Annotated in this window: 3 protein-coding genes; all 3 read right to left on the reverse strand. The window is 75.6% G+C overall.

The features are described from left to right. The coding region (locus CCN29_RS35695) for a response regulator (RefSeq protein WP_442538282.1) at positions 1 to 312 on the reverse strand (312 nt) is incomplete at its 3' end. Continuing rightward, entirely contained in the window at positions 309 to 455 is a 147-nt protein-coding gene (locus CCN29_RS35700; RefSeq protein WP_442538283.1) for a hypothetical protein, read from the reverse strand. The genes CCN29_RS35700 and CCN29_RS35695, both read right to left, overlap by 4 nt. Positions 456 to 688: 233 nt before the next feature. Then, positions 689 to 1,021, reverse strand: a 333-nt coding sequence (locus CCN29_RS09260; RefSeq protein WP_442538284.1) for an ATP-binding protein, incomplete at its 5' end; no start/stop codon positions are given.

Here is a 1,021-nt window from a genome sequence, read left to right on the forward strand (position 1 = left end):
GAAGCCGGAGGCGCCGGCGCGCAGCGCCTGCGCCACGTTCTCGTCCGTCTCGTAGGTGGTGAGCACCATCACGCGGGTGCCCCGCAGCTCCGGGTCCGCGCAGATCTCCGCGGTCGCGGCGATGCCGTCCGTCCCGGGCATCCGGATGTCCATCACCACGACGTCCGGCCGCAGCTCCCGCGCCAGCCGCACCGCCTCCCGCCCGTCCCCGGCCTCACCCACGACGGCGATGTCCTCGGTACTCTCCAGCAACATCCGGAACGCCCCGCGTAACAACGCCTGATCGTCGGCAAGCAACACCGTCAACGTCATGTCGTCCCCTCGGTCGGATGCCCCGCGGCCTGCGTCCGCCCGTCCACGCCGGCCGCCGAGGGGCCCCGGGTGTGCGGCGAGGGCCGCCGGAAGGCGTCGCGCGCGAGCGCGTGGTCGTCGGTGACCGGCACCGCCAGTGTCATGTCGTCCTCTCGGTCCGGCCGTCCGTCGGCCGCGTCCGCCCGTCCTCGCCGCNNGGGCGGCCGGAGCGCGTCGCGCGCGAGCGTCTGGTCGTTGGTGTGCAGCGCCTTCAACGTCTGTCGTCTTCCCGGTCCAGCCGTCCGTGGGGCCGCGTCCGCCGGTCGTCGTCGGCCGTCGCGGGGCCCGGAGGGCGGCAGGGGCAGCCGGAGCGCGCCGCGTGGCAGCACCTTCCGCGTCATGCCGTCCCCTCGGTTCCGTCGTTCGCGTGTCCCGTGCGGCCCTCCTCGGCCGTCGCCGTGTCCCGTACCGGCGGCACGGGCAGGTGGGCCGTCAGCAGGAAGCCGCCTTCTTCGCGTGGGCCTGCCGTCAGGTCGCCGCCCACTGCTGTCGCGCGTTCCCGTAGGCCGAGCAGGCCGTAGCCGGGGGGACGGTCCGACAGGGCGGGGGGGCCGGTCGGGGCGCCGCCGTCGTCGGTCACCGTGACGGTCAGGCGTCCGCCGCCCCAGTCGAGCCCCACCCGGGTCCCGCGCCCGGAGGCATGCTTGGTCACGTTGGTCAGCGCCTCCTG

This window comes from Streptomyces pseudogriseolus (genome assembly GCA_002154585.1).
Classification (GTDB): domain Bacteria; phylum Actinomycetota; class Actinomycetes; order Streptomycetales; family Streptomycetaceae; genus Streptomyces; species Streptomyces pseudogriseolus.

What these genes read in the sequence shown, in the direction of transcription:
- CCN29_RS35700 (WP_442538283.1), bottom strand. Translation starts at nt 455, where the DNA reads ATGACACTGGCGGTGCCGGTCACCGACGACCACGCGCTCGCGCGCGAC.